22 protein-coding genes are annotated in these 26294 nt (G+C 48.3%); 20 read left to right on the forward strand and 2 right to left on the reverse strand.

The features are described from left to right. The first annotated feature begins 49 nt into the window (after positions 1 to 49). The 12 genes from DW915_RS03250 to DW915_RS03305 all read left to right on the forward strand — a co-directional run bounded on the left by DW915_RS03250 (position 50) and on the right by DW915_RS03305 (position 15384). A complete protein-coding gene (locus DW915_RS03250; RefSeq protein WP_118741568.1) occupies positions 50 to 2965 on the forward strand; it encodes an insulinase family protein in 2916 nt (971 codons plus the stop codon). Positions 2966 to 2984: 19 nt separating this feature from the next. After that, positions 2985 to 3902 carry a GTPase Era gene (gene era / locus DW915_RS03255; protein WP_118741569.1) on the forward strand — a complete coding sequence of 306 codons (918 nt, stop codon included), beginning with the start codon at positions 2985 to 2987 and terminating at the stop codon, positions 3900 to 3902. Positions 3903 to 4002: 100 nt separating this feature from the next. After that, positions 4003 to 4746, forward strand: coding sequence for a DNA repair protein RecO (recO, locus tag DW915_RS03260; RefSeq protein WP_118741570.1), 744 nt, complete (start codon positions 4003 to 4005; stop codon positions 4744 to 4746). 264 nt (positions 4747 to 5010) lie between these two features. Further along, positions 5011 to 6453: a sugar transferase gene (locus DW915_RS03265; protein WP_118741571.1), complete on the forward strand. Its 1443-nt coding sequence runs from the start codon at positions 5011 to 5013 to the stop codon at positions 6451 to 6453. Between the two features lie 464 nt (positions 6454 to 6917). Next, positions 6918 to 8696: a phosphotransferase gene (locus DW915_RS03270; protein ID WP_118741572.1), complete on the forward strand. Its 1779-nt coding sequence runs from the start codon at positions 6918 to 6920 to the stop codon at positions 8694 to 8696. Beyond that, a complete protein-coding gene (locus tag DW915_RS03275; RefSeq protein ID WP_118719331.1) occupies positions 8684 to 9415 on the forward strand; it encodes an NTP transferase domain-containing protein in 732 nt (243 codons plus the stop codon). The genes DW915_RS03270 and DW915_RS03275 overlap by 13 nt, the downstream gene beginning before the upstream one ends. Continuing rightward, entirely contained in the window at positions 9405 to 10973 is a 1569-nt protein-coding gene (locus DW915_RS03280) for a BCCT family transporter (RefSeq protein WP_055266487.1), read from the forward strand. The genes DW915_RS03275 and DW915_RS03280 overlap by 11 nt, the downstream gene beginning before the upstream one ends. After that, entirely contained in the window at positions 10945 to 11664 is a 720-nt protein-coding gene (locus DW915_RS03285) for a transglutaminase domain-containing protein (RefSeq protein WP_118741573.1), read from the forward strand. Before DW915_RS03280 ends, DW915_RS03285 begins: the two co-directional genes overlap by 29 nt. 111 nt (positions 11665 to 11775) lie before the next feature. After that, positions 11776 to 13212 (forward strand): lipopolysaccharide biosynthesis protein, encoded by a 1437-nt coding sequence (locus tag DW915_RS03290; RefSeq protein ID WP_158581008.1) that lies wholly within the window; start codon positions 11776 to 11778, stop codon positions 13210 to 13212. 137 nt (positions 13213 to 13349) lie between these two features. Next, positions 13350 to 14549 carry an ATP-binding protein gene (locus DW915_RS03295; protein WP_118741575.1) on the forward strand — a complete coding sequence of 400 codons (1200 nt, stop codon included), beginning with the start codon at positions 13350 to 13352 and terminating at the stop codon, positions 14547 to 14549. After that, on the forward strand, positions 14549 to 14803 hold the full coding sequence (locus DW915_RS03300) for a helix-turn-helix domain-containing protein (protein WP_022462342.1): 255 nt from the start codon (positions 14549 to 14551) through the stop codon (positions 14801 to 14803). The genes DW915_RS03295 and DW915_RS03300 overlap by 1 nt, the downstream gene beginning before the upstream one ends. A 5-nt stretch (positions 14804 to 14808) precedes the next feature. Further along, positions 14809 to 15384, forward strand: a complete 576-nt coding sequence (locus DW915_RS03305) for a VanZ family protein (protein WP_118741576.1) — start codon at positions 14809 to 14811, stop codon at positions 15382 to 15384. Between the two features lie 17 nt (positions 15385 to 15401). Here DW915_RS03305 and DW915_RS03310 read toward each other — a convergent pair whose 3' ends face one another. Beyond that, complete coding sequence (locus DW915_RS03310; RefSeq protein ID WP_117509396.1) at positions 15402 to 16289, reverse strand: DegV family protein; 888 nt, start codon at positions 16287 to 16289, stop codon at positions 15402 to 15404. A gap of 509 nt (positions 16290 to 16798) precedes the next feature. Here DW915_RS03310 and iscB point away from each other — a divergent pair. The 3 genes from iscB to DW915_RS03325 are packed head-to-tail and all read left to right on the forward strand — an operon-like array spanning position 16799 to position 19348. Then, the gene (gene iscB / locus DW915_RS03315; protein ID WP_082424652.1) at positions 16799 to 18040 is read left to right on the forward strand and encodes an RNA-guided endonuclease IscB; all 1242 of its coding nucleotides are present in this window, start codon (positions 16799 to 16801) and stop codon (positions 18038 to 18040) included. 58 nt (positions 18041 to 18098) lie between these two features. Then, a complete protein-coding gene (udp, locus tag DW915_RS03320) occupies positions 18099 to 18875 on the forward strand; it encodes a uridine phosphorylase (RefSeq protein WP_055220432.1) in 777 nt (258 codons plus the stop codon). Between the two features lie 41 nt (positions 18876 to 18916). After that, positions 18917 to 19348 carry a cytidine deaminase gene (locus DW915_RS03325; RefSeq protein WP_117760908.1) on the forward strand — a complete coding sequence of 144 codons (432 nt, stop codon included), beginning with the start codon at positions 18917 to 18919 and terminating at the stop codon, positions 19346 to 19348. An 86-nt stretch (positions 19349 to 19434) separates the two neighbouring features. Here DW915_RS03325 and DW915_RS03330 read toward each other — a convergent pair whose 3' ends face one another. After that, entirely contained in the window at positions 19435 to 20895 is a 1461-nt protein-coding gene (locus tag DW915_RS03330) for a DUF1846 domain-containing protein (RefSeq protein WP_118741577.1), read from the reverse strand. A gap of 578 nt (positions 20896 to 21473) precedes the next feature. Here DW915_RS03330 and DW915_RS03335 point away from each other — a divergent pair. The 5 genes from DW915_RS03335 (at position 21474) to DW915_RS03355 (ending at position 26276) form a co-directional block, all read left to right on the forward strand. Continuing rightward, positions 21474 to 22085 (forward strand): DedA family protein, encoded by a 612-nt coding sequence (locus DW915_RS03335; protein WP_055228008.1) that lies wholly within the window; start codon positions 21474 to 21476, stop codon positions 22083 to 22085. 319 nt (positions 22086 to 22404) lie between these two features. Next, positions 22405 to 22824 (forward strand): hypothetical protein, encoded by a 420-nt coding sequence (locus tag DW915_RS03340; protein WP_055227913.1) that lies wholly within the window; start codon positions 22405 to 22407, stop codon positions 22822 to 22824. Between the two features lie 207 nt (positions 22825 to 23031). Continuing rightward, positions 23032 to 23727 (forward strand): tRNA (N6-threonylcarbamoyladenosine(37)-N6)-methyltransferase TrmO, encoded by a 696-nt coding sequence (tsaA, locus tag DW915_RS03345; RefSeq protein ID WP_118741578.1) that lies wholly within the window; start codon positions 23032 to 23034, stop codon positions 23725 to 23727. Between the two features lie 57 nt (positions 23728 to 23784). Next, on the forward strand, positions 23785 to 25596 hold the full coding sequence (uidA, locus tag DW915_RS03350) for a beta-glucuronidase (protein ID WP_118741579.1): 1812 nt from the start codon (positions 23785 to 23787) through the stop codon (positions 25594 to 25596). 20 nt (positions 25597 to 25616) lie between these two features. Continuing rightward, the gene (locus DW915_RS03355) at positions 25617 to 26276 is read left to right on the forward strand and encodes a YkgJ family cysteine cluster protein (protein ID WP_055220439.1); all 660 of its coding nucleotides are present in this window, start codon (positions 25617 to 25619) and stop codon (positions 26274 to 26276) included. Positions 26277 to 26294 lie beyond the last annotated feature (18 nt).

Genomic DNA, 26294 nt, shown 5'->3' on the forward strand with positions numbered 1-26294 from the left:
CTGCATAAAACCGGAAATAATAAAGAAAAACAAGAAAGGATATACAAAAATGAACGCAGAACATTGCAAAGCCTATACCCTGCTGCAGGAACAGCAGATTGACGATATCCATGCACACGGCTACCTCCTCCGCCACAACAAGAGCGGTGCCCGCGTGCTCCTTCTCGAAAACGAAGATGACAACAAAGTCTTCAACATCGCGTTCCGTACCCCGCCGGCCGACAGCACCGGCGTAGCCCACATCCTCGAGCACAGTGTCCTCTGCGGCTCCCGCGAATTCCCGTTAAAGGATCCCTTCGTAGAACTCGTCAAAGGATCCCTGAACACCTTCTTAAATGCTATGACCTACCCGGATAAAACCATGTACCCGGTAGCCAGCACCAACGATGCCGACTTCCAGAACCTGATGCATGTCTACATGGATGCTGTATTCTACCCGAACATTTACAAACATGACGAAATCTTCCGTCAGGAAGGCTGGAGCTATCATCTGGAAAGCGAAGACGGCCCGCTGACCTACAACGGTGTTGTATACAACGAGATGAAAGGAGCCTTCTCCTCCGCAGATGATGTCCTGGAGCGTGAAACCTTCAACACCCTGTTCCCGGACACTCCGTACGGCGTAGAATCCGGCGGAGATCCGTCCTGCATCCCGAACCTGACCTACGAAAACTTCCTGAATTTCCATCAGACCTATTACCATCCGTCCAACAGCTATATCTACCTGTACGGAAACATGGATATGGAAGAAAAACTGGCATGGATGGATGAAAAATACCTGTCCCATTTTAATGCAAAAGAAGTAAAATCCGAAATTCCGTATCAGAAACCATTTGCAGAGACCCTCGACATTGTACACGAGTACCCGGTACTCGACGGCGATCCGCTTGAAAACAATGCGTACCTGTCCTACAACATGGTTATCGGCAGCGGTCTGGATGTAAAATTAAACGTGGCATTTTCTGTTCTGGAGTATGCACTCCTTGACGCACCGGGAGCCCCGGTCAAACAGGCACTCCTTGACGCACACATCGGAAAAGATGTTTACGGCTCCTACGAGGACGGCATCCTGCAGCCATTCTTCTCCATCGTAGCCAAGAACGCCGATGAAAATGAGAAAGAAAAATTCCTGTCCATCATCCGCGGCACCCTCGAGGATATCGTGAAAAACGGCATGGATCAGAAAGCCATCGAGGCAGGCATCAACTATTTCGAATTCCGTTTCCGTGAGGCGGACTTCTCCAGCTTCCCGAAGGGCCTAATGTACGGCATTGACGTCTTCGACAGCTGGCTGTACGACGAGAACAAACCGTTCGCCTACCTGCAGCAGCTTGCGATCTACGATGAGCTGAAAAAACTGGCAAAAGAAGGCTATTTCGAAAACCTGATCCAGACGTATCTGCTGGACAACACCCATGCCTCCATCGTGACCCTCATTCCAAAGACCGGTCTTGCCGCAGAAAATGATGCAAAGACCGCAGAAAAACTGCAGAAATACAAAGAGAGCCTGTCAAAAGAAGAGATCGAGAAAATCATTGCTGATACCAAAGAGCTGGCAGCATATCAGGAAGAAGAGGAGAGCGAGGAAGTACTCGAGACGATTCCGCTCCTGAAACGAAGCGATATCAAACGTGAGTCTATCAAACTTTACAATGACGAGCATGAAGTCGATGGAACGACGGTGCTTCATCACAACGTATTCACGAACGGCATCGGTTACTTAAGCTTGCTGTTTGATACGAAAAATGTGCCGAACGATCTGATCCCGTACATGGGCGTATTAAAATCCGTTCTCGGATATGTGGACACCGAACACTACACCTACGGCGAACTGTTCAACGAGATCAATGCACAGACCGGCGGCATCAACTGCGGACTGCAGGTATTCCGCATTCCGGAAAATGATGACGACTGCCGCAGAATGTTCGGCATCCGCGCGAAATTCCTGTACGACAAACTGGATTTCGTCATGAAAATGATCGAGGAAATCCTGAACACCTCCCGCCTGGATGACGAGAAACGTCTTCACGAGATCATCTCCAGCATGAAATCCGGCCTGCAGAACCGCCTGTCTTCCGCCGGAAATGCAACGGCTGTGATGCGTGCAGCTTCCTATTACTCCCCGATGAGCAATTTCCAGGACCGCATTGCAGGCATCGGCTTCTACCAGCTCTTAAAAGATCTGGACGAGAACTTCGATGAGAAAAAAGCAGAACTGATTAAAAATCTGCAGACCCTGATGAAATACATCTTCCGCAAAGAGAATCTGACCGTCTCCTATACCGCAGACGAGACAGGCTACGCACCGCTGGAAGAAAAAATCGCAGCATTCAAAGAGAATCTGTACACCGACGAAGTGGAGCCGGGCAGCATTGTGTATGACTTTGAACAGAAAAACGAAGCCTTCCAGACCTCCGGCCAGGTACAGTACGTAGCACTCTGTGGAAACTTCGAGCGCGAAGGCTACGACTACACAGGAGCCCTGCGCATCCTGCGTGTCATGCTGAGCTATGACTATCTGTGGATCAACATCCGTGTCAAAGGCGGCGCTTACGGCTGCGGCGGAGCTTTCGGAAGAGGCGGAAACGCGTGCATTTCTTCCTACCGTGACCCGAACGTCGGAAGAACCCTTGAAGTATACCGCGGTATCGGCGATTACGTGCGCAATTTCGAAGCAGACGAGCGCCAGATGACCAAATACATCATCGGAACGATCAGCGAACTCGACGTCCCGATGAACCCGTCCGCAAAAGGCCAGACCTCCGAGAGCGCATGGTTCAACGGCATCACCGAAGCAGACTTCCAGCAGGAGAGAGATCAGATCCTCGATGCAACCCTGGATGACATTCATGCACTGGCAGACCTTGTAGATGCAGCCTTAAAACAGAACAACATCTGCGTTGTCGGAAGCGAAGCAGCCATTCAGAAAGAGAAAGAACTGTTTAAGAACGTAGAGAACTTATAAATGAGGAGAAGAGACAGCAATGGAAAACAATGCAAATTATAAATCCGGCTTTGTAGCCCTGATCGGCCGTCCGAACGTGGGAAAATCCACGCTGATGAACCACCTGATCGGACAGAAGATTGCGATTACATCCAAGAAACCGCAGACCACCCGCAACCGCATCCAGACCGTTTATACGTGTGACGAGGGACAGATCGTGTTCCTCGACACACCGGGTATCCACAAGGCGAAAAATAAGCTCGGCGAGTACATGGTCGATGTAGCCGAGAAAACGTTAAAAGAAGTCGATGTGATTCTCTGGCTGGTAGAGCCGAGCAACTTCATCGGAGCAGGAGAGCGCCATATCGCAGAGATTCTGGAGAAAGTCAATGCGCCGGTCATCCTCATTATCAACAAGACCGATACCGTGGAGAAAGACAAAATCCTGGAATTCATCGATACGTACCGCAAGCTGTTCCAGTTTGCCGAGATCATTCCGTGCTCGGCACTCCGCCATCAGAATACCGATGACATCATTCCGAGCATCTTCAAATATCTGCCGTACGGCCCGCAGTTCTACGATGAGGACACCATCACCGATCAGCCGATGCGCCAGATCGTGGCTGAGATCATCCGCGAGAAAGCACTGTACGCCTTAAACGAAGAGATCCCGCACGGCATCGCCGTTGTGATCGACCAGATGAAAGACCGCCCGAACGGAAAAATCGTTGATATTGATGCGACCATCATCTGCGAGCGCGATTCCCACAAGGGCATCATCATCGGAAAACAGGGCGCGATGCTCAAGAAGATCGGAAGCAACGCGCGGTATGAGCTGGAGCAGATGCTGGAGCAGAAAGTCAACCTGAAGCTCTGGGTCAAAGTCAAAAAAGACTGGCGCGACAGCGATTTCCTTGTGAAGAACTTCGGATATGATAAGAAAAAGCTGGAGCTCTAGGATCTTGATTTCAAAACGCTTTCAAATACGTGCAGCGAGTGAATTTCAGAAAAAACAGTAAAAGCAGTAAAAAAACAACGGAAGAAGGGGGAGAGAAGGCATGCGGGAGCCGATTATAGTCAGTGGAATGGTATTAGCCGCCTCGCCGGTCGGAGAGTATGACAAGCGCGTCGTGATCCTGACCCGTGAGCTTGGGAAAATCGCCGCCTTCGCGCGCGGTGCCCGCCGCATGAAAAGCCCCCTGATGGCTGTCTCCAACCCATTCGTCTTCGGTGAATTTCAGGTTTACGAGGGACGGGACAGCTACACCCTTTCCGGCGCAAACGTCAAAGAATACTTTCTCGACCTCGCCCAGATGCAGCCCGGTGTCTACTACGGTTTCTATTTCCTTGAGCTGGCAGAATATTTCAGCCAGGAAGGAAACGATGAAACCCAGATGCTGAATCTTCTGTACGTGACCATGAACGCCATACGCCGGGGCAGGCAGGATCTCCGCCTGATCCGGTGCATTTTTGAGCTGCGCACGATCACAATCAATGGAGAAGCGCCGCAGATGTTCTCCTGCATGGAGTGCGGCACGAAAGAAAACCTGACCGTTTTCTCCCTGCGCGACAGCGCCATCTACTGTCCGGAATGCGGACGGACCATCAAAGACCCATGGCCGCTGCAGCCGGGCACCGTGCTGGCGTGCCGCTATATCATCGCGGCACCGCTCGCGAAGCTGTATGGTTTTACCGTAAATGAAGAGATCCTGGACGAACTGGAACGATTGCTGCGTGCATATCTCCATCGCTATGTCGAAAAGAAGATGAAAACATTACAGATTCTGGATATGATGAAATAATATAAAATGTAATAATTTGCGAAAATGTGAAAAAAGTATGTCCAAAAGTGTGTCCACACCTTTACAAATGAGTAGAAATGGGATAAAATACTCAGGATAAAGAAAAAAATGGTTCTGTATTCGTCACAGAAGATATTACAAATGCATAGTACCAGAAAAAATGAGAAGTTTTTAGTGAAAATGGTAATATAAAAGCTAGAAAAACTATGCGAAACAAGAGAGTGTTATGAGTACGGCGAAAAAAATACGACAGGGGAGAAAGGTATGTACAAAAAATTATCCACAGGATGGCTGAAGCATCTGGATTTTATGGTTCTTGATATTATCTGTCTTCAGCTCGCTTTCGTCATGGGTTATTTCTTAAGACATCACAGTTTTAATCCATATGGAAGCCCAATTTACCGAAATGAGGCTATCGTATTCGCTCTGATCCAGCTGATGATCATGTTTTTTGACGATTCCTTCAAAAACGTCATGAAGCGCGGATATCTCGTGGAAATCGGAATGACTGTAAAAAATATGGTATACATCATCGTTCTTGGTGTATTCTACCTGTTCCTGATTCAGGAGGGAGATCAGTTCTCCAGAGCAACCATTATGCTGACCGGTGCTCTGTACGGAATGCTTTCCTATCTGATGCGCACCGGATGGAAGGTTGTGGTAAAGAAACGCAGCAGCGGGGAACACAGCGGCCGTTCGCTTCTGATCATCACGACCGAAAAACAGTCACAGTCCGTTGTAAAGAGCATGCTGGATTTCGATTACATCGGCGTTCGCCCGACTGGCGTTGTTCTCGTAGACCAGGACAGAACCGGACACAAAATCCACGGCGTACCGGTGGTATCGAACCTTGCAGATGCAACTGAGTATGTCTGCCGTGAGTGGTTCGACGAAGTGCTGATCGTTCTGCCGGAAGGCAGAGAAATCCCGCAGAAAGTATTCGACGCATTCGCCGAGATGGGCATTACGATCCACGTAAAAATTGCGGACGTGAACGAAATGCAGGGAAAAAATCAGACTGTAGAGCACATGGGCAACTATACCGTGGTCACCACCTGCATCAATATGGCAAGCGCAGGCCAGCTTATTCTGAAACGAATCATGGATATCTGTGGTGGTCTCGTAGGATGTATCCTGACAGGAATCATCTTTTTGTTTGTCGCTCCTGCAATCTATATCAAATCGCCGGGGCCGATCTTCTTTTCACAGTACCGTGTTGGAAAGAACGGAAGAAAATTCAAAATCTACAAATTCCGCAGTATGTACATGGATGCTGAGGAACGGAAAAAAGAACTGATGAAACAGAACCGTGTTAGCGACGGTCTGATGTTCAAAATGGAGAACGATCCGCGCGTTATCGGCAGCGAAAAGGGTCCTGGCAAGGGAATTGGAAATTTCATCCGCAAAACTTCACTGGATGAGTTCCCGCAGTTCTTCAATGTATTAAAAGGGGATATGAGCCTCATCGGAACCCGTCCGCCGACAGTAGACGAGTGGGAAAAATACGAACTGCACCACAGAGCCCGTCTGGCTATTAAACCAGGTCTTACCGGTATGTGGCAGGTAAGCGGACGAAGTGATATTACGGACTTTGAAGAGGTTGTAAAACTGGATGCGAAGTACATTTCAGAATGGTCCTTTATGCTGGATATTAAGATTTTGTTTAAAACTGTACTGATTGTATTAGGCCAGAAAGGTTCCATGTAAAAAAAATGAAAAATGGAGATATATTGTAGTTTTGGGAGTAGTGTGGTAAAATAAAGGTAAATTTTAAGAAAAATTTATGAATGGAAGCGTAAAGAAGTCCTGATGACGGCGAAAAGGAAAAAGGCTTCCTTTGACAGGTGGTCCAAATAATGTTAATTATTTGGACCTTTTTATGTGAACTTCCTGAAATATTAACTCTCGAATTTTCTATTGTTTTTTGTTGAAAATGTGGGGAATATGATATTTTTGCATATCGAGAGTTAATTTTATAGGAAGTTCACATTTTAAAGCTGGAATTGAAATTCGACATAAGAAGTGAGGTTCTGAATTGTTAGAAAAAGGAACAATTCGGAACTTTTTTCTTATATACAAAAAATAAAATAAAAGAAAAAAAGATTGAAAAAGCCATAAAGTTATAGTATAATCGAAAACAAAAGTTCATGAAAAATGAAAGAAGGAAGTATATGAACAACTCAAAACAAGATATATTGAACAACCTGATAAAAGAACCCTTCATCAATCAGCGTATCCTTGCCGCGCAGACCGGCCATTCGCTTGGTATTGTTAATCGTTCGATTAAGGAGCTGATTTCAGAAGGTTACCTGGATGAAGAGATCCGTCCGACAGAAAAGGCACTGCGTGAAGCAAAAGAAAAAGCGCCGAAAAACGCCATTATTCTTGCCGCCGGATTTGGTATGCGGATGGTTCCGATTAATACAGAGACACCGAAAGGACTTCTGGAAATCAAAGGAGAGCGGCTGATTGAGTGCACAATCCGTCAGCTTCATGAAGTCGGCATTACAGAGATTTACGTCGTTGTCGGATTTATGAAAGAGCAGTATGAATATCTGATCGATGAATACGGCGTAGACCTGATCGTTGCTCCGGATTATGCGTCGAAAAACAATCTGCATTCCCTGAAAACGGCGGCAGATCATTTATCAAACAGCTACATCATTCCCTGTGATATCTGGTGCGAAAAGAATCCATACAGCAGAAATGAATTATACTCCTGGTACATGGTCAGTGATCTGGTGGATGATGACAGTACCGTTCGTGTAAACCGGAAGCAGGAGCTGGTTGTACAGAAAGAGCAGGCTGGCGGAAACGCCATGATTGGTATCTGTTATCTATTGGAAGCGGAAGCAGCGGTCGTGCGGGAGCGTCTGGAAGAACTGGGAAGAGATTCCCGATACGACGGAGCGTTCTGGGAGGAAACCTTATACCGGAAAGACAGAATGATTGTGACCGCCCGTGTTGTACATGCAGCAGATGCCGTAGAAATTAATACTTATGAGCAGCTGCGTGAGATCGACAGCGATTCCAGCCAGCTGCAGACGGATGCCATTCAGGTGATCTGTGAAGCACTTGGAGCACAGCAGGACGAAGTAACAAACATTACAGTTCTGAAAAAGGGAATGACAAATCGATCCTTTTTATTCTCCTGCAAAGATAAAAAATACATTATGCGTATCCCGGGAGAGGGAACAGATCAGCTGATCAACCGCCGCCAGGAAGCAGCCGTCTATCAGACGATCGCCGGACGGAAGATCTGCGATGAGATTGCCTATATTAATCCGGAGAACGGCTATAAAATCACAGAATATCTCGACGGTGCGAGGGTCTGCGATGCAGAAAAGGAAGAAGATCTTCAGAAATGCATGAAGAAACTGCGGGAGTTTCACGGGCAGAAATTAAGAGTAGACCATTCCTTCGACCTGTTCGGACAGATGGAATACTATGAAAGCCTCTGGGAAGGAACTCCGTCAGCATATAAAGATTACGAAAAGACGAAAGCGCATGTGCTTCAGTTAAAGGATTACATCGAAGCAAATGCCGGAGAGCGGGTGCTCACCCACATTGATGCCGTGCCGGACAATTTTCTGTTTGTGGAAGAAAACGGAAAAGAGGAGATCCGCCTGATCGACTGGGAATACGCCGGAATGCAGGATCCGCATGTGGATATCGCAATGTTCTGTATCTATTCTCTCTACCCAAAAGAGCAGGTGGATCATCTGATTGATCTTTATTTTGAAGGAAACTGTGACGACAGAACACGCATAAAAATCTACTGCTACATCGCGGTTTGCGGTCTGCTCTGGAGCAACTGGTGCGAGTACAAACGGAATTTAGGCGTAGAATTCGGAGAGTATTCTCTGCGGCAGTACCGTTACGCAAAAGATTATTACAAAATTGTCCAGCAGGAACTGGGAGAGGAAGAAAAAGAAACATGTACAAAGTAGAGCGTGCCATTATTATGGCAGCAGGTCTGGGAAACCGGATGAAGCCGGTGACATTAAAAACGCCGAAGCCGCTGGTCCGGGTAAACGGTGTGCGGATGATTGATACCGTCATCGACGGGCTGCATAAAAACGGAATTACAGAGATTTACGTGGTAGTTGGTTACCTCAAAGAACAGTTCCAGACACTGGAAGAGGAGTACCCGGGTCTGAAGCTGATCGACAATCCGTGGTACGATACCTGCAACAACATCGCATCGCTGTATGTGGCGCGGGAACATCTGGAAAATGCGATTATTCTTGACGGTGACCAGATCATCTATCATCCGGAAATTCTGGCACCGGAGTTTGAGCGATCCGGTTACAACAGCGTGTGGACCGATGATGAGACCGACGAGTGGCTGCAGACCGTGGAAAACGGCATTGTGACAGGCTGCAGCAGAACCGGCGGAAAGGGCGGATGGCAGCTATACAGCATTTCCCGATGGACAGCAGAAGATGGAAAGCGGCTGAAAGGCCATCTGGAGCAGGAGTTTGAAGTAAAGAAAAACCGTCAGATTTACTGGGACGATGTGGCAATGTTCTGTTACCCGAAAGAGTATCAGCTTGGCATCCGGCCAATGAAGGCAGAGGATATCATAGAAGTAGACAATTTCAGAGAGCTTGTTGCACTCGATGCATCGTATGCGGATTACGCAGAAAGGGAAGAAAATGAACAGTAAAAACCAACAGAAGAAAAAAGAAATCGACTGGATGATCACGCTGGTGCCTTTGGCGCTGATCGTTGCTCTATGTATCGTATTTTTCTTTGCACCGGAGCAGTCGAATCAGGTACTTGGCCAGATTCGATTTCTGTTTGGAGACACCTTTGGAACGTATTACCTGGTCATCGGACTTGGCATTTTCTTTCTGTCTCTGTTTCTGGCAGGCTCCAAATACGGAAATATTGTGCTTGGAAAGCCGGATGAGAAGCCAAAATATTCCTTTTTTGCATGGGGATGCATGATGTTTACCTGTGGTCTAGCAGCAGATATTCTGTTTTATTCGTTCTCTGAGTGGATTTTGTACGCAACAGATCCTCACATCGCAGAACTTGGCAGCATTCAGGACTGGGCAGGCGTATTTCCACTATTTCACTGGAGCTTTATCCCGTGGGGATTCTATCTGGTACTGGCCGTTGCGTTTGGCTTTATGCTTCATGTAAGAAAACGAAACCGTCAGAAATACAGCGAGGCGTGCCGTCCGATTCTGGGAAAACAGACAGATGGAATTGGCGGCCGTCTGATTGACCTTCTGGCTGTCTTTGCACTGCTGGCCGGAACTGCTACCACTTTTAGTGTGGCAACTCCTCTGATGGCGGAAATCATCGGCGAGCTGTTCCATATGGAAGTCAGCAGAACTGTGATTAATATTATCATTCTTCTGATCACCTGCTGTGTTTATACCTATTCTCTTCTGCATGGATTCAAAGGAATCAGCATTCTGGCCAAGGTGTGCATTTATCTGTTTTTCGGACTCCTTGCCTTCGTCCTGCTGTTTGGGGGAGAGACGCGGTATATTATTGAAACTGGATTTTCTTCTCTTGGAAAAATGATTCAGAACTTTATCGGCTTATCAACGTATACGGACCCGATGCGTACGACAAACTTCCCACAGAACTGGACCATTTATTACTGGGCATACTGGATGGTATGGTGTGTGGCAGCACCGTTCTTCATTGGCAGCATTTCCCGCGGAAGAACCGTGCGCCAGACGATTCTCGGCGGATACGGTTTTGGTGTGGGTTCCACGCTTGTCAGCTTTATTATTCTTGGAAATTATTCGATGGGAAAGCAGATTTCAGGTGCAATTGATTTCATTTCGCAGTATAATGAAAATGGAGATTTATATCATCTGATCGTGTCGATGATCAAAACCATGCCGTGTGCACCGCTGATTATGGTTGTTGTATTAGTTACGATGGTTGCATTTTATGCGACATCGTTCGACTCGATCGCATTGACGGCATCGTGCTACAGCTATCGGAAACTGGAAGACGGCGAAGAGCCGGCAAAAGGAATTCAGCTGATGTGGTGTATCCTGCTGATCCTGCTTCCGATTGCACTTCTCTTCGCAGAGAGTTCCATGAACAGTCTGCAGTCCGTCAGTATTGTAGCGGCATTTCCGATCGGCATTGTGATCGTGATGATTGCGGTCAGCTTCTTAAAAGATGCAAAACTGTATTTAGAAGAATTGCAGGGAGGAAAAGCGCATGGAGAGGAGAAAAAAGAGAATCGTTAAACTGACAGCATTTTTGTTTCTGCTTGCGGCATCCATTTTTGTGATGCCGCAAAAGGCGTTTGCGGACGAAAATGAGGATGTTACATTGCCGACGGGCGATATTAAACCCATGGAACCACAGCAGGATGAGTCCGGGATTGATACATACGGGGCCGATGAAGGCGATGAGTTCAGCGGAACGGAGTATGAATTGTATACGGTTCTGGAGAATCGTGTGAAAGAAGCGATGCTGGCTGGAAATGAATGGGTATCCATTAAAGATTTAAAAATAAGAAGGGATACCTATGACTTAAGCTTTTATTATGGCTATTCGCCGTATTTTCCGAGTGATACGTATAATAGAATCATTGCCTGGTATGGTGATGGTGATGCATACTATACAGGTTTGAGAATTACCAATACATTCGGAACACCGGAAGAAACCAAACAGATTTTTAATGCAGTGGATGAGAAACTGGCATCCATCTACAAACTGGTGAACAATTCCATGACAGATGAGCAGAAGGCGCTTGTAATTCACGATTATCTGGTATTGCATGCAGAGTATGATCTGAATTATAAGAATTATACCAGTTATGGTGTGCTGATGGACGGAAGAGGTGTGTGTCAGTCGTATGCATTGGCCTATATGTATATTCTGAATCATTTGGGAATCGAAACACATAAAGCAGTGAGAATCCCCCATGGTTGAATGGAAGCGTTCAACCATGGGGGATTTTAATGGATGTTCCTCTTGCAGTCCCCCCCATTTTGTGTTAACATAAAACACGCAAATAACCAACAGCAAGGAGTTCTATTTTACATGAACATTACCTCAAAATACCGTTCTCTCTCCGTCCAGGCGAAGGCGGCGCTTTGGTTTACGATCTGCAGTTTTTTACAGAAAGGCATTTCGTTCATCACAGTTCCGATTTTCACGCGTCTGATGAGCACCGAGGAGTACGGAACCTATACGGTTTATCTGTCCTGGCTGCAGATTTTGACGATTATGACATCGCTGTATTTATTTAATGGTGTTTATGACAATGCGATGGCAAAGTACGAGAAGCAGCGGGATGAATATACATCTGCAATGCAGGGACTGACGCTTGTGATTACGGGTGCGGTTTTTGCATTGTATTGTTTTACATCGGGTTTCTGGGAGAAGATTTTAAATCTGCCGAAATCCATGATTCTGCTGATGTTTCTGGAAGCGCTGCTGAGTCCGGCGCTTTCTTACTGGTCGGGGCGGCAGCGGTTTGAGTATCGGTACCGGATTCTGGTCTGTGTGACGATTCTGCAGGCGCTGATGAACCCGATTGCGAGCCTGGTGCTGATCCGCATGAATGGCGGTACGGCCATGATGCGGATCTTAGGTATCGTCGGGGTGCAGGTCTGCATCTGTGTGCCGATTATTGTGTTCCAGTTCTGCAAAGGAAAAGAGTTTTTTTCGAAAGAATACTGGGGCTATGCGCTGCGGATCGGGATTCCGATTGTGCCGCATTATCTGTCCGGCATTATCCTGAACCAGGGCGACCGCATCATGATCGACAAGATGGTCGGAAAGACGGAGGTTGCACTGTACGGGCTGGCGTACAGCATTGGTATGCTGGTGCAGCTTTTCATCAGCGGTATGAACAGTGCATTGACACCGTGGATGTACAGCAAAATCAAAAAGGGCGACATCCGTTCAATGCGGAAGGTGTTGCAGCTTCTTAGTGTTGTAGTGGTCGGCATAGCCGTGGCGCTGATGCTGATCAGTCCGGAGCTGGTGCTGATTTTTGGATCGCCGAAGTACCGCGAGGCGGTGTACGTCATTCCGCCGGTGGCAGCGAGTGTGTTCTTTATCTTTATTTATAATATTCTCTCGATGCCGCAGTTCTATTATGAAAAAACACAGTTTCTGATGGCAGCATCCATGGCGGCGGCGGGAGCGAATGTGGTGCTGAACTTTATTTTTATCCGCCTGTTCGGCTATATTGCGGCCGGTTACACGACGCTGGCATGCTATATGCTGTATTCGGTCGGCCATTATATTGTGAGCAAACGGATTCTGGTGAACGAAGGAATTCAGGAAAATCTGATGAATCCAGGATTTCTTCTGGCGTGCTCCGTTTTTCTGATTGGAGCAAGTATCATCTGCAATCTGATTTTCCCGTACAGGATCCTGCGTTACGCGATTCTGCTCGCAAGTGCAGGGCTGGTCTTCTGGAAGAAAGAACTTCTGCTGAAGACGATGGCGGATATCCGGAAAAAATAAAAAAGTGGGGGAGGATTTGAAACGAATGTTCAGAGACTCCCCGTTTTTGTGTGTTTTTTCTTGACAGTCACAGAAAAAACGATACAATGAAAGAATGAAGAAAAGTAAGGCATTTTAATTAGAAAAGGAAAAATTACATGAGTACCAGTATTTCAATAAAAGAACTAAAAGAGCTCGATCCGTCAAGCTATCAGATCGTCGATATCCGCGATGCGGTAGAGATCTCCCACGGCGCGATTCCGGGAGCGCTTGTGATGAAGACAGAAGAAATCGAGACAAGTGATGCGATTGACCGGAGCAAAAAGACGATTATCTGCTGCAGCCGCGGTCGGTTCAGTGTCGCAGCGACGGAAGAATTACAGGAAAAGGGCTGGGACGCTGTGAGCCTGGAGGGCGGTTACATCGCCTGGCTGATGGATGTGATGAGCGCGCCGGAGGAGCAGGACAAGGCAGCGGATGTCGAGAAGAGTCTCCGCAAGAAGTTCAAAAAGTCGATCTGGTCCAAATTTACGAAAGCGATCAACACGTACGAGCTGGTAAAGCCGGGTGACAGAATTGCCGTCTGTATTTCCGGCGGAAAAGATTCGATGCTGATGGCGAAATGCTTTCAGGAGTTAAAGCTTCACAATAAATTTGATTTCGAAGTAAAATTCGTTGTCATGGATCCGGGATACAGCCCGGAGAACCGCAAAGTGATCGAGGACAACGCAAAGAGCCTCCACATTCCGATCACCATTTTCGAGACAGACATTTTCGATTCGGTCTACCATGTGGAAAATTCCCCGTGTTATCTCTGCGCGAGAATGCGCCGCGGCCATCTGTATCATTTTGCACAGCAGCTCGGCTGCAACAAGATTGCACTCGGCCATCATTACGATGATGTCATCGAGACGATCCTCATGGGAATGCTCTACGGTGCGCAGGTGCAGACGATGATGCCGAAGCTTCACAGCATCCACTTCGAGGGCATGGAGCTGATCCGCCCGCTGTATCTGGTGCGCGAGGATGATATCAAGGCGTGGAGAGATTATAACGGTCTGCATTTCATCCAGTGTGCCTGCAAGTTTACCGATACCTGCACGACCTGCAATAACGAGGAGAATCGTTCGAAACGCGTGGAGATCAAGGAACTGATCAAAAACCTGAAAAAGGTGAATCCGTTCGTGGAGAGCAATATCTTCCGCAGTGTCGAAAATGTCAACATTGACACCGTGGTCGGCTACAAGCAGCACGGCATCCGCCACAATTTCCTGGAAGGATACGACGACAATCCGGGTTATGTGCCGGAGGCAGAAAAAGCAGCGGCGGAAACGGAGCAGGAAAAAGAAGGAAAGTAATGCACAGAAAAATAGAAGAAACGCCGGAGCGGGAGAAAATGCTGATCCGGCTGAAAGAGCTCCGTCTGGAACGCGGTTACTCGATGACACAGGCAGCGCGGAAGATTTTCAGTCACCCGGACACCTACAACCGGTATGAAAAAGGCATCCGTGAGATTCCGTTGGACTGTCTGATTACGCTGGCAAAGCTGTATGACTGCAGTCTCGATTATCTCGCGGGTGTTTCCGATCAGCCGCGAAAATACGGAAGGTGATGTAAATGGCAATTCCTCTTTATCTGATAACGATTGAACAGGATATTTTTGATACATTCCGGTATCTGCCGCATGCGGTTGCAGTCGGTGTCGGCTTTGTGACGGTTGCGGCGGCGTGGAAAAACCGGCAGATGATAAAGAAACAAAAACGGCTGGAGCATGCGCATGCGGTTCCTGGCACCCAGCTTCTGCTGTGGTTTCTGGTAGCAGTCTATTTTGCGATGATGCTTTCTATTACGCTGTTTTCCAGAGAACCGGGTTCGAGAACGGGCGTGGATGTGAAGCTGTTTGAAACCTGGGGAAACCAGTGGCTGCCGGACCGGTATTTTGTGGAAAATATTCTGCTGTTTCTCCCGTTTGGCGTATTGCTGCCGGCGGCGGTTCCGTCTCTTCGGAAAGGATGGTGCTGCGTCTATGCGGCGTTTTCCACAAGCATGATGCTGGAAACAGTGCAGCTCTTAACAGAGCGCGGCTACTGCCAGCTGGACGATGTTGTGACAAATACATTCGGCGCGGCTGTCGGATATCTGTTGTTTGTGCTTTTGCGGCATATCTGGAGAAAAAGCTCTGCCTTTTTATGAGGCAGAGCTTTTTCGGATTAATCCACCCGTTCCTTTCCCCAGAAAAACAAAGCAACCGTGCCCGGTCCGGTGTGGCTGCCGATGGTGGTTCCGATGTTGTTGATCTCGACTTTTCCGTTCAGATTGGGAAAGCGTTCCTCGATAAGATCCGCAACGGCCCGCGCATCTTCGTAGCAGGCGGACTGGGAAATGTAGCATTTGCCGGAGTAGGAGAGGCCGCCCTCGGCGTTTTCTTCCATCTGATCGACGATTTTTTTGATGACTTTTTTCTTCGTACGGATTTTAAACCGCGGAATCAGCCGTCCTTCGTTGTCCATGTTGAGCAGCGGGCAGATGCCGAGGAGGCCGCCGATTGCGCCGGAGGCTTTGGAGATGCGGCCGCCGCGCACGTAAAAGGTGAGGTCCGTGGAGAAGAACCAGTGATGGACTTTGAGGCGGTTTTTCATCGCAAAATCGTAAACCTCTTCCAGCGGTTTTCCTTCATCGCGCAGGTCGGCAAGGCGGTCCATCAGAAGACCATAGCCGGAGGAAGCGCCGAGGGAATCCACGATGAGGATTTTCCGTTCCGGGTAGCGCTCTTCAAGGTCGGCTTTGGCGATCATCGCAGAATTCAGGACACCGGAAATGCCGGAGGAGAGGCAAACGTGGAGAATGTCTTTGCCGTCCTGCAGGAATGTTTCAAAATAGGCTTCAAATTCATCGGCATTCACCTGGGATGTTTTCGTGGAAGCGCCGGCGGCCATGGCGGCATAGAACTGATCGAACGGCATGGACTTGCCGAGATCGTCCGCGTACTCGGTGTCATTTAATTTGTAATGGAAACAGATGTATGAGATTTCCCGTTTGGAGAAATGTTCTTCGGTAAGGTCTGCCGTAGAGCAGCAGCTGATGACATAGGAACTCATAAAATAATCCCTCCTCGTAAAAATGAAAGTAAGAACTCTGGTTTCTGTGCTTATTGTAGCATCCCGAATGGGAAAAGGCAACTGCGGAACGTGATTATATCCGTAATGAAAGGGGCGGTGAAATGGTGTCAAGCCTTGTATTTGCGGTGCGGCCTGTGGTAGAATAGAACTATGAGAATACGAAAATACGAAGGACTAATTGTTAAGTAACTAAAAACATAGAAATATGTATATAAATGTAAATAAGAGTGGACATATGAAATCTCTTATCTATAGCTTAACAATAGGTCTCAAGCCTAAGTGACTGCTACTGTCGAAAGACATGTTGCAGATAGGAACTATGTTAAGTAGTAAGGTAAAGACACACCTTTAGATGTAATCTTCAGTCTGAAGCTCTGTGAGTACAAACCAGGAAACAATGCTAATGTCCTGCATTGATAACAGGGAAACACATATCCTCTGCTTGACTTTGGCACGAAGAGCAATTCTCCGAAAGGAAGGTGTCAGAAATGACAAGTTATTCTTTTGTATTAGATGCTAATGGGAAACAATTAGCACCGACAAAAGAACCAAAAGCATGGTTTCTTATCCGTAAGAAACGAGCAGCATTGGTCAGCAAATATCCAATGGTAATACAATTGAAGAAAAAAATTCAAGAAAATGAAATCTGTAAAGATGAGATTCGTTGTGGAATAGATGATGGCGGACTTCATGTAGGGATTGCTCTGGTTCAGAAATGTAAAAGTAAAAATAAAGTTGTTTTCAAAGGAACCATTGAGCAACGCAATGATGTAAAACATCTTATGGAAGTTAGGCGAAACTATAGACGTTACCATCGTTATCACAAAAGATATCGGCAGGCGAGATTCGACAATCGTAAATCTTCTAAAAGAAAAGGACGAATTGCTCCAAGTATTTTACAGAAACGGCAAGCTACCATAAGAGTTATTAATCGGCTTAATAAATGGATAAATATAACAAATTATTGGCTGGAAGATGTTTCTATTGATATCCGGGTATTAACAGATGGGTATAAGTCTTATAGCTGGCAATATCAAAAATCCAACAGACTGGACGAAAATATCCGTAAAGCAACGATTCTAAGAGATGGCGGTAAGTGTATGGAATGCGGAAAATCTAATTGTAGATTAGAGGTTCACCATATTAAGCCAAGAAGACGAAATGGTTCTAATACGTTAGACAATCTGATTACATTATGTGAAAGCTGCCATCAGAAAACCGAAGGCCAGGAAGAATTATATATGGATCGATATTTTTCCCTGTTAAAATCGTCTGACAATAAAAACCTGAATTATGCACAACATGTAATGATTGGTAAGATGTGGCTTAGAAAACAATTGTCAGGTTTGGGAGTATTATATCTGACGAGTGGTGGGGATACAGCCAACAAACGCATTGACTGGAATATTGAGAAATCACACACTAATGATGCTGTCTGCATTACGGACTTGCAGCCTGATACCTGTGATATAAAAGAATGGGCAATAAAACCTATGCGCAGACAAAGCAAAGCTAAAACCGACCATGTTTTAGGAATTCATCATAGGGATTTGGTTGAATATACATTCAAAAATGGTGAAACTCACAGAGGATATGTAACAGCACTATACCCGGACCAAAAAGCGATTAATTTTCAAAGCCAAACAAAACATTGTAAAAAAGTTAATGCGAGAAAGTGCAAATTACTATGGAACTATTCAAAAATCTATTGGTTTGAGAATGCGAGCTAAACACATTTGTCTATGATTAGATGTAATTAACTATATTATTTTAAGGAGGTTTTTGCATATGCAGAATTATTCAGGAGAAGAAGGGCTGCAGTATCATCTGCAGATCCGAAAAGGCGATGTGGGACGGTACGTGATTCTGCCGGGAGATCCCAAACGGTGTAAAAAAATTGCAGCTTACTTTGAGAACCCGGTGCTCGTCGCAGACAGCCGGGAATTTGTGACTTATACGGGTACTTTGGACGGTGTAAAGGTTTCCGTTACATCTACCGGCATCGGCGGTCCGTCGGCTTCCATCGCGATGGAAGAGCTGATCCAGTGCGGCGCCGATACGTTTATCCGCGTCGGAACATGCGGCGGTATGGCACTCGATGTAGAGGGTGGCGATATCGTGGTGGCAACGGGAGCGATCCGTGCGGAGGGAACGTCAAAGGAATACGCACCGATCGAGTTCCCAGCAGTCGCAGACCTTACCGTGACGAATGCGCTGGTGCAGGCGGCAAAGAATCTTGGGAAAAAATGGCATGCGGGCGTGGTACAGTGCAAGGATTCCTTCTACGGCCAGCACGACCCGGAGCAGATGCCGGTCGGCGATGAGCTGCTGAAAAAATGGGATGCATGGATGAAGCTTGGATGCAAAGCGTCAGAGATGGAATCGGCGGCACTCTTTATCGTGGCAAGTGCCCGCGGCGTCCGTGCCGGATCGGATTTTCTTGTGATGGGAAATCAGGAGAGAGTAAAACGCGGCATGGAGAACCACATTACGCACGATACGGAAGGTGCGATTCAGGTAGCCATCGAGGCACTGCGGATTCTGATCCGGGAAGATCAGAAATAAGAAAGAAAAAATAAGGGGATACTGGAAAGGGGATGCTGGATATGAAACAGGAAATCAGTACAGAAATAAAACAGGAGCTGGTAAAACAGGCTCTGGCAGCGCGGAAATTTGCGTATGTGCCGTATTCGAAATTCCGCGTAGGCGCGGCGGTTCTGGCAAAGAATGGAGCGATTTATACCGGATGCAACATTGAAAATGCGGCGTATACACCGACAAACTGCGCGGAGCGCACCGCGGTCTTCAAAGCCGTATCCGAGGGCATAACGGAATTTGATGCGATCGCCGTCTGCGGCGGCCCGGGAGAGGCAGAGCCGGAGGATTTCTGCACACCGTGCGGTGTCTGCCGTCAGGTGCTGCGGGAATTCGTTGATCCGAACGAATTTCTCGTCCTTCTCTGCAAGGGCGACGGTTCCTGGAAAGAAATGACACTCGAGGAGCTGTTGCCAATGGGATTCGGAAAAGAAAATTTATAAACAAAAGCCGGAAAAGAAAAAATCCAGGGCAGGTACGGAAAGTACCGTATGCCCTGGATTTTTTATGTCCAAGATATAAAAATTATTTACTGAAATTTCGGCTCACAGGTCAGATCGCATCCCAGACGCTGGAACATTTTGCGGTCCACATCGGAGAGCATAACGCTGGAGTGCACCTGGCAGCCCTTTAACTGCGGCAGGCAGGAGAGTGCTTTCTGTGCATCCTCGCTCTGTGCAGCAGTAGCAGACAGCGCAATCAGAACCTCGTCGGTATGAAGACACGGGTTCTTGCTTCCGAGGTACTTGGTTTTCAGGGTCTGGATCGGAGCGATGGATTCCGGTGAGAGAACATGTACGTCATGGTCGATGCCGGAGAGCTCTTTTAACGCATTCAGCAGAAGCGCTGCACTCGATCCAAGCAGATCGCCGGTCTTTCCGGTGATGACGCGTCCGTCCGGCAGTTCCATGGCAGCAGCCGGTGCGCCGGTCGCCTCGGCACGGACGAGAGCCGGTGAAACGGTGGTGCGGTCTGCGGCAACGATGTTTTCCTGTTTCATCAGAAGCTCGATCTTGTAAGCCTCGGTCTCGGAGCGGGAGCCGTCTGCGATACCGTCCACAGCAGTGTAGTAGCGGCGGATGATCTCCTGACGGGAAGCCTCGCGGCATGCCTCATCATCAATGATACAGTTTCCGGCCATGTTGACGCCCATGTCAGTCGGGGATTTGTATGGGCTCTCGCCGAAGATCTGCTGGAAGATCGCACGCAGAACCGGGAAAATCTCGACATCACGGTTGTAGTTGACGGTTGTCACGCCGTATGCCTCGAGGTGGAACGGGTCGATCATGTTGACATCGTTCAGATCGGCGGTAGCAGCCTCGTAAGCCAGGTTGACCGGGTGCTTCAGCGGCAGATTCCAGATCGGGAAGGTCTCATATTTTGCATAGCCGGCGTTTACACCGCGTTTGTGCTCATGGTAAAGCTGGGAAAGGCAGGTTGCCATCTTTCCGCTTCCCGGTCCCGGTGCGGTAACGACAACGAGCGGGCGGGTTGTCTCGATGTACTCGTTCTTTCCGTATCCCTCATCGCTCACGATCAGCGGCACATTGTGCGGATAGCCCGGAATCGTGTAGTGAATGTAAACCGGGATGCCGAGCTTCTGCAGTCTCTTTTTGAACGCGTCTGCGCTGTGCTGGCCGGAGTACTGGGTGATGACAACGCTTCCGACATAGAGGCCGCGTCCGCGGAACTCGTCGATCAGACGGAGCACGTCGCTGTCATAGGTGATGCCGAGGTCGCCGCGGATTTTGTTTTTCTCAATATCGGCTGCGGAAATCGCCATTACGATCTCAGCTTGGTCGGAGAGCTGCATCAGCATGCGCAGTTTCGCGTCCGGTGCAAAGCCCGGCAGAACGCGGGATGCGTGGAAATCGTCGAACAGCTTTCCGCCGAATTCCAGATACAGCTTGTTGTCAAACTGGTTGATGCGGTCGCGGATATGCTCAGACTGCATTTTCAGGTACTTCTCATTGTCAAATCCAATCTTCATGGTATTTTTCTCCCTTTTTTATCCATGGTGTCTGTTAAGAAACAACTATTTTTATTCTACTATACGGAAAAGTCACGTGCAAGAAAAAATTATCGTGGGAACTTTAGAAAATTAAGGAAAAAAAGAGCTGAAAATAAAAAAATCTCCTAAAAAGGAGAGAGGCCGGGACTTGTTAGAGCCCCGGCGGTATGAAAAAGAAATCTATCTATTAGAAAGGTTGGCATTGGAGACATGCTTCCAAGGGTGCTTTGCTGTCTCCTGGTTAAAATTTATATAAAAACAATAGAGGTTTGTGTTTGTTTCCTTCGTTGTTGATGAGATTAGTATACGGAAAAATTGTGACCAGAATGTGTACATGAGATAAAGCTTTTCTGAAGAGAAGATGAAAACAAAACAAAGAAAATCTGACGGAATCGTAAACAGAGGAAAGTTTTGGCGGAAAAAGGGGTCATGCAGAGGGGCAGCGGTGCATAGAATGCAGGGGAAGAAGGAAAAAGCAGCGATTCCGTGATGCGGAGCAGAGACGGGAAAACGCCGCAGGTCTCAAAACGGTGCGGAGCTGCTGGAACGGAGAAAGCTTGCAGAACGTAATCCTGGATATGGTCAACCGCTTTGGATATGTCGGCGTCCTGATTTTGATTGCCGTGGAAAATGTCTTTCCGCCGATTCCCTCCGAAGTGATTCTGACGTTCGGCGGTTTTCTGACGACATGCACCCGTCTGCATCCGGCGGGCGTTGTGCTGTCATCCACGGCAGGATCGCTTCTTGGGGCGCTGGTTCTCTATGGAGCGGGAACGCTTGTCAGCCCGGAGAGCCTTAGTGAACTGCTCGACAGCCGCCCGATGAAGCTTCTCGGATTTCACGCGGAGGATGCCTGGAAAACGATTACATGGTTTCAGAAGAAAGGCCAGCGGGCCGTTCTGTTCGGCCGGTGCATTCCCATCATCCGAAGCCTCATTTCCGTCCCCGCCGGGATGGCACGGATGGAGATGCCGAAATTTCTGTTGTTTACAATCATCGGAAGCACGGTGTGGAACATTCTTCTCGTCGGAACCGGTGCTGCGGTCGGTGTGGCGTGGGAGCAGGCGGCGGGATATGTGAAGATGTATGCAGATATCGTTTTTCTCGTGCTGGCAGCCGGAGCGGTATGCTTTCCGGCGGTGCATTTATATAGGAAGAAACACAAATGAAAAAACGTAAGTTGCATGAAATGAGGGACAAAATGCAAAAAATATACTTGCAATTCGACAGGAAGTATGCTAATATACACATCAACAAGTAAAAGGGAGTAGCGAAACGCCGCGGGAAACAAAAACGCATCCCGGGTGGGTTTGAAATCGTCAGCCGATGTCGAGAGACGTCCGTATCAAATGAGAACGCAAGACTTTTATTGTGGCAGTCGTCATGATAGGAGTCTTTTTTTATACTCCTGAATACCAAAGACAACATGAACTGCCGGAGCAATCCAAACCGTTGCCAGCGGAACAAAAGTGGCGGAAAGAGGAATGTATGAGCAGCGAGAGAGTGAAAAAAGAATTATACGAAACAGCAATGACCGGAGAAAAGGCACTGACCAGTCTGATGTATGTACAGATGACACTGTACGCAGCCAAAAGCCAGAGAACGTATGCAAAGGTACGCGGCGAGGGCAGAGCGATGATGCGCCACACAGGAATCCACATGAATCAGTATTTAAGGGCTGCAGGGAATGACCTGGAAAGCTTTCGGATCCGCTTAAAGGAAACGCACCTGCCGGATGAACTTCAGCCGAAGGCGGGAGCGTTTCTGGTTCAGACGGTACATACTTTTGATACGACAGAGAAAAATCAGATGTACCGCCAGGAACTGCTGGGACTGGAAGCGAAAGTAAAAGAAATAGCAGAACAGATTGAAGGATTGCTGAAAGGCATGAGGGAACTTGGAGCATAAAGAGGAGAGAACAGGAATCGGAACAGCAAAACGGTTCCTGTTCTTTTTTTGCGGTCATAGGATAGAAAAACGGATTTGCAAATTATGAGAAATCCGTCCTTTTCTGACACTTTTCCGCCAACCGCCGGCTGGCAGGTGGACTTTTTTCCGGCAAAATGTTAGAATAAACCTATTCAGAGTCTGGTAAGGATAAAGGAGAAAACCGTTTTGGCAGAAGAAATTGCAGTGAAAGTGATTGCCCGGATCCACACGGATTTCCCGGAAAAGTTCGGGATTCCGCGGCAGAGCGGGCTGATTGAAGAATTAAAGAGTACGATCGTCTTTGAACCGGAGTTCCGCGATGCGAATGCGCTGCGCGGCATCGAGGAATATTCCCATCTCTGGCTGATCTGGGAGTTTTCCGAGGCTGTGCGCGACACCTGGTCACCGATGGTGCGGCCGCCGCGGCTTGGCGGAAACAAGCGGGTCGGTGTATTTGCAACGCGCTCTCCGTTCCGGCCCAATCCGATCGGGCTTTCTTCGGTAAAGCTGGAGCGTGTGGAGCAGCATCCGGCACTCGGGCCGGTGCTTCATCTGTCGGGGGCAGATCTGATGGACGGTACGCCGATTCTGGACATCAAACCGTATCTGCCGCATGTGGACAGCCATGCGGAGGCACTTGGCAGCTTTACGGAAAAAACGAAGGAATACTTCATTCCCGTTGAAATTCCGGATGAGCTGCTGGAAAAAATTCCGGCGGACCGCCGGGAGGCACTGAAAAAAGTGCTGGAGCAGGACCCGCGCCCATCGTATCAGAACAGTGAAGAGCGCATTTACGGGCTTTCCTTTGCGGGAATGGAAATCAAATTCCAGGTAAAGGACCAGGTGCTGCATGTCGTGGGGGCAGAGCGCGCCGGAACGTAAACCGGCAGGAAAAACAGGGGGATATACAAGAAAAATGGAGAAGGAGGAAACAAAAGTATGTTATATCCAAGTATGACACCGTCCCGGTTTGTCAGTGACCTTTCGGGCATCTGGGACTTTGCTTTTGACAATGGGAAGGGAATGGAAGAGAAATGGTATGAAAAGCCGCTGGCAGAGCCGCTTTCCATGCCGGTTCCGTCATCCTACAACGATCTGACGGAGAGCATTATAAACCGCGAGCACTACGGATGGGTCTTTTATCAGAAAAAAATTTCCGTCCCGTCCTTTGTAAAAGGACAGCGTGTAGTGCTCCGGTGTGATGCCGTGACACACCATGCACGCATCTATCTGAACGGGGAACTTCTTGCGACCCATGAGTGCGGATTTCTGCCGTTTGAAGTGGAACTGACCGAAAAACTGCAGCCGGGCGAGAATTTTCTGACCGTGGCAGTCAGCAATATCATCGACTACACCACGCTGCCGGTCGGCGGAAAAGCCGATATGATGGGCGGCATGATGGGAAATGCAGGCGGGGAGACGGAGAAAAAGCCGGTCAATCATCCAAACTTTGACTTTTTCAACTACGCCGGAATCAACCGTCCAATCCGCATCTATACAACGCCGAAGGATTATATTTCCGACATTTCCGTTGTCTCCGAGGTGCACGGAAACAATGCGGAGCTGATCTATGAGGTGGAGACAAAGGGCGAGGGTGCATGCCTTGTGGAGGCGTTCGACCGCGAAGGTAGGAAAGTCGCAGAATGCAGCGGAACGAAAGGTGTGCTGAAAATCGAAAACGTACATCTGTGGCAGCCGCTGAAAGCGTATCTGTATGAGATCAAAGTGACCTTCGGCGAGGATGTTTACACGCTTCCGTACGGTGTGCGTACGGTCCGCGTGGATGGAACACGGTTCCTGATCAATGAGAAGCCATTCTATTTCAAGGGCTATGGAAAGCACGAAGACACTTTCCCGGCAGGCCGCGGTTTAAATCTGCCGATGAATGTCAAAGATATTTCGCTGATGAAATGGCAGGGCGCAAACAGCTTTCGCACCAGCCATTATCCGTACAGCGAGGAGATGATGCGTCTCTGTGACGAGGAGGGCATCGTGGTGATCGACGAGACAACGGCGGTCGGCGTCAATCTGCAGTTCGGCGGCGGAGCGAACTTCCATGGAAAGAAGATCAGTACCTTTGATCCGGAGTACGGCGTGCAGACGCAGGAACATCACAAGGAAGTTGTCCGCGATCTGATCGCGCGGGATAAAAACCATGCGTGCGTTGTAATGTGGAGCATCGCAAACGAGCCGGATTCCGCGGCGGAGGGCGCATACGAATATTTTGCCCCGCTGTATGAACTGGCGCGGGAATGCGATCCGCAGAAACGGCCGTGTACCCTTGTCAGCGTACAGTTTGCAAACGGACCGGAGACGGACTGCTCGGCGAAGCTCTCCGATGTGATCTGCCTGAACCGCTATTACGGCTGGTATGCCTGCGGTGCAGATCTGGAGACCGCAGAAAAACTGCTGCGGGATGAGCTGGAAGGCTGGGGAAAGATCGGAAAACCGGTGATCTTTACCGAGTACGGAGCAGACACCGTGATGGGACTGCACGACACGACACCGGTAATGTATACCGAGGAATACCAGGTGGATTATTATAAAGTAAACAATGCAGTCTTTGATTCCTTTGACTTTGTTGTCGGCGAGCAGGTATGGAACTTCGCAGACTTTGCGACGAGCCAGAGTCTCCTGCGCGTGCAGGGCAACAAGAAGGGAATCTTCACCCGCGACCGCAAGCCGAAACTGGCGGCACATTATTTCCGGGAGAGATGGCATCAGATTCCGGATTTTGAGTATAAAAAATAAAGAACAGACAGGAAGAAAGTATGGAACGGAACGTAGATATAGACAAGATTTCAGATGGAAAACGATATGGAGCGAATGATATGGTAAAAGTGGGCTGCGACGACTGCCGCGGATGCTCCGCCTGCTGCCGCGGGATGGGCGACTCGATTGTGCTCGACCCGATGGATCTTTACCGGCTCGAGAGAAAACTCGGCAAAACGATGGAGGAGATTCTGACGGCGGGATATATTTCACTCCGCGTAGTGGACGGTGTGATTCTGCCGCATCTGAAAATGACGGAGCAGTCAGACCAGTGCAGTTTCTTAAATGATGAGGGCCGGTGCAGCATTCACGATGCGCGGCCGGGCTTCTGCCGGATGTTTCCGCTGGGACGGCTGTATGAGAACGGAACGTTTTCCTATTTTCTTCAGGTCAGCGAATGTCCGAAGGAGAATAAGACAAAAGTCAAAGTCCGCCGCTGGCTCGACACGCCGGAGCTCGGAAAGTATGAAGCGTTTACGAACGAATGGCATTATTATCTGAAAGAAAAACAGAACGAGGCGCGCCGGACAGAGGATGACGCGCTGCGGCAGCAGATCAGCATGGGAATTCTGAAGCTGTTTTATCTGCTTCCGTATGACACAAAGACCGATTTCTATGCGCAGTTTGCGGCGCGGATGGAAGCGGCAGGGAAAAACTGAAAAATAAACAGAAACAGG

It is taken from the genome of Blautia sp. AM42-2 (assembly GCF_003480245.1).
Lineage (GTDB): Bacteria > Bacillota > Clostridia > Lachnospirales > Lachnospiraceae > Fusicatenibacter > Fusicatenibacter saccharivorans.